At 47.5% G+C, this 3,709-nt stretch carries 5 protein-coding genes; 1 reads left to right on the top strand and 4 read right to left on the bottom strand.

The window, feature by feature from the left end:
- On the top strand, positions 1-1,096 hold a 1,096-nt coding region (locus tag RMO52_RS18090), incomplete at its 5' end, for an FAD-dependent hydroxylase (RefSeq protein WP_310417013.1).
- 59 nt (positions 1,097-1,155) lie between these two features.
- On the opposite strand, the gene RMO52_RS18085 is transcribed toward RMO52_RS18090, so the two are convergent.
- From RMO52_RS18085 to psbQ, 4 genes are all read right to left on the bottom strand, one after another.
- Positions 1,156-1,575, bottom strand: a complete 420-nt coding sequence (locus RMO52_RS18085) for an HNH endonuclease signature motif containing protein (protein ID WP_309742904.1) — start codon at positions 1,573-1,575, stop codon at positions 1,156-1,158.
- Complete coding sequence (locus RMO52_RS18080) at positions 1,576-1,932, bottom strand: hypothetical protein (RefSeq protein WP_309742906.1); 357 nt, start codon at positions 1,930-1,932, stop codon at positions 1,576-1,578.
- A 118-nt stretch (positions 1,933-2,050) separates the two neighbouring features.
- Complete coding sequence (locus RMO52_RS18075) at positions 2,051-3,136, bottom strand: FAD-dependent oxidoreductase (RefSeq protein WP_310417010.1); 1,086 nt, start codon at positions 3,134-3,136, stop codon at positions 2,051-2,053.
- Between the two features lie 227 nt (positions 3,137-3,363).
- Positions 3,364-3,709: photosystem II protein PsbQ (psbQ, locus tag RMO52_RS18070; protein WP_310417006.1), on the bottom strand; the 346-nt coding region annotated here is incomplete at its 5' end.

Raw genomic sequence — 3,709 nt, 5'->3', positions numbered from 1 at the left:
GTCGATTACCAAGAGTCGAGCTTATGTGTTATCGATGCTCTCAGGACAGATTTTTGAGGGACTGGGCATCTGGGAGCGGGTTTTACCATTAGTTACTCAATTTAGCCAAATTCAAATCTCCGACGCCGATTATGCTGGGGTAGTAAAAATGTACCCGCAAGATTTAGGTACGGCGACACTCGGTTATGCAGCCAGTCATGAAGTGCTGTTAAACGCGTTGCAAACCAAACTGCAAACAGCCCCAAGTATCACCGTCATGTGTCCCGCGCAAGTGGTTGCAGTGGAATATAGTAGCACTGGCGCAGAAATTAGCGTTCAAACTCCCGATCGCGAAGTACCCACCAAAATCCGTGCTAGTCTAGTCATCGCCGCCGACGGAGCCAAATCCGCACTCAGAGAGCAAGCTGGCATCGCTACTACAGGCTGGAATTACTGGCAGTCCTGCATCACCGCCACCATCACCCCCGAAAAATCCCATCAGAATATTGCTTACGAGCGATTTTGGTATGCGGGTCCGATCGGTGTGTTACCATTAGCCGACGGTCGCTGTCAGGTAGTTTGGACGGTACCCCACCAACAAGCCGAAGAATTGCGAGATTTACCCGAGCGGGAATTTCTCAAAGAGTTAGAACACTGCACGGGTGGACTATTAGGAAAACTCGAACTCGACTCGCAACGGTGGTTATTTCCCGTTAAATTGATGCAGAGTCAGCAATATACAGCCGCAAGACTCGCCTTAATCGGCGATGCCGCACACTGCTGTCATCCCGTCGCCGGACAAGGCATGAATTTAGGAATTCGGGATGCCGCCGCTCTAGCCGAGATCCTAGTCGCCGCGCACCACGCAGGCGAAGACATCGGCAGCGATACAGTCCTCAAACGCTATGCCAACTGGCGCAAACCCGAAAACTGGGTAATTCTCGCCTTTACCGATTTTCTCGATCGGATGTTTTCGACGAGTATTCTCCCGATCGTCATTATCCGCCGGATTGGACTATTTTTACTCGATCGCATTCCTGGTTTTAAGTACCTTGCATTGAGATTAATGACCGGATTGGCTGGCAAAATGCCCCAGGTAGCCAAGATCGTTAGTTAAACAATATTGTTGGATCGATCGATCGAACAGTCGAGCGATGTGTATGCTTGCTCGAATATTTAATCGGGAGGATGAAAATTTTTCTCCCTTAACAACGCTCGTAAATTGACAACCCCTTCGCGATTTAACTGTAGCCGAACTATCGTAGCTCTCCCAGTCGGACTAATCCCAATTAGCTCAGTAAAATCATCACTCCACACAAAATGCTCAGAGCGTAATTGCTGACGCGGATGATAGAGCGGTACGAATTTTCCATCGATCGGATCGATTGCTTCGGTTAGATTATACTTGCGATTGTTGCAACCTTGACAGGAAAGAGCTAGATTATCTAGATCGTAAGTCCCACTTTTAGATAGAGGAATAATATGTTCGATAGAAAAAGGATCGGGTGAAAACTTGAGTTGACTCCAACAATATTCACAACATCTTCGCGCTCTTTCGTTGATAAACTCCTTTTGTCGAGCAGTTATTTCAGGCATTTAATGAGATGTAATCCCCAATTCTTGCATGACTGCATCTAAGGACTGACCGCGCAGATCTGACAGTTCGATTAATGCTTTCATCCGGCGAACATTAGCAACTTCCAATAGATCGCTAATTCCAATCAGTTGCTGCTGTTCCTCGTCTGTCAAGGTTTCAGCTTGGCGTTTAGCAATTAGGGTATGATATTCAGCCCAAGTATCTGTCGAAACTCCAAGATTGATTTCTTTTAGGATATCTGACTCTTTAGTCGGATTTTTGTCCAACAAAGTTAATCTAACTCGCTTACCAGAAAACTCATTAGCCTTAGCCAGAATTTCTTCCCAAGTTCCTTCTATTTCTAGAGTCGATCGCATAAGAGTATCGATAGTTATTCACGGATTTTAACTCATCTCAGATAAACAGACAACTAAACACTCGAACCGAACAGACATTCATGCCCCCTTCTCTTGCGTAGATCTGCATCAGCCCGATCTACACTAACAACATATCCCCAATAATTCTCGCAGTAGCGGGAGCGAGTAAAATGCCATTGCGATAGTGCCCAGTCGCCACTAAAATCCGTTGATTCTTGCCGACTCGATCGATTACGGGAGCCGGACGATGATTGGGGCGGGGGCGCAATCCTTGCCAAGTGCGGACGATTTCCCCTTTAGCTAGATCGGGACAGGTGGAAATTGCGATTTTGTCGAGCAGCTCTAAACATACCGGATCTGCTACCATCACCCCCTCGACGGGAAATTCCACCGTCGCACCCACCCAGTAATCATTACCACCACAGGGGACGATATTCACATCCTCGCTGACAATTACGGGTTGAAAAGCGGGATTGCCTAAAGGTTGTGCTAACCGGATTTGTACGGCTTGCCCTAAAACGGGTTGAATCTCAATCGGGGCGTGGGGCGCGAGTAAACTAGTCGCCCCCAAGCCAGCCGTGATGATGACGCGATCGCTAGTAATATTTGGGAGATTAGCACTCAATAGCTCGCAGCAATCGGGGTTCTCTGCCTCAATAGACTCGAGCGGGCGATCGAAATGAAAATTCACCCCATTGAGCTTTGCCGCCGCCACTAGGGCAGTAGTGAGGGCAACTGGATCGACTTGTAAATCTTGGGGTGAGTAGACAGCAGTCCCCCGAAATTGCCGATCTATTTGGGGCAGATTGGCAAGCGTTTGGCGGGTATTCCACAATTCTAATTTCCATTCTTGCTCGTGGCGAGTGTTGGCTAATTGCGTCCATTTACTCAGATCTTCTTCAGGTGGTAATAGTTTAACAATCCCCTGGGAATTGACGGGAATTTTCGATCCGGTAGCCTGTTCGAGTTCGGGAATGAGGGTTTGATAACGGCAGATACTATCTCTGCGGAAGTTCCAGGCGCGACCTTTGATTTTTTGAGAGATAATCCCCATCAATACCCCCAGAGCTGCGCCTGTGGCGGCTTGAGCGGGCGGTTGGCTGTCGTAGACATCAATCTGACACTCATTGGTAGATCGACTCAGTTCGTAAGCAATTGTCGCGCCAATAATGCCGCAGCCGATAATACTAATCCGGGTAGACATTTAAATTAATTGAGAATTGAGAATTGAGAATTGAGAATTGAGAATCGCGGATGCGCGCGTCACGGAGGTTCCTTCCAGATTGAGCGCATCAAACAAACCCCTACTCTTTGTTAAAAATTTAGATCGGGTATTGGCAGTGAAAAGGGCACCCGTTAAGCACAGCCCTACACGATGAATCTGTAGGGGTGCCCGTCTTGGGTACCCAGGGTAAGTAGCAATAATAATAGTTAGGCAGCGGGAATCAGTTTCTGGAAACCAGCAAGATCCTTGAGTACTTCGCCATAGTTGCGGATGGCAATTTTGTAGTCCTGACTGCCAGCCGCTTCATCGATCTTGTTGAGATGGGTAAAGATTTCTTTGCTAATTTTTAGAGCTTGCTCTTTGGTGCCTGGTAACAATTCTCGCGACAAACCAGACAACCGCGTTCTGATATCCCCTAGAGGGCCATGAATGAAGGATTTGACATTATTCCAATCGCGTTCTTCAATATAAGCAGCTAATTCGGGGAGTCGATCGGTTAATGCGCTGACATTTTTGTTGGTGGCTTGAATTTGAGTCAGTTGGGTAGCACTA

It is taken from the genome of Chamaesiphon sp. OTE_8_metabat_110 (assembly GCF_031382685.1).
Lineage (GTDB): Bacteria > Cyanobacteriota > Cyanobacteriia > Cyanobacteriales > Chamaesiphonaceae > Chamaesiphon.
Note: the sequence above shows the minus strand (reverse complement) of the source record. Positions and strands in the feature narration are given on the sequence as shown.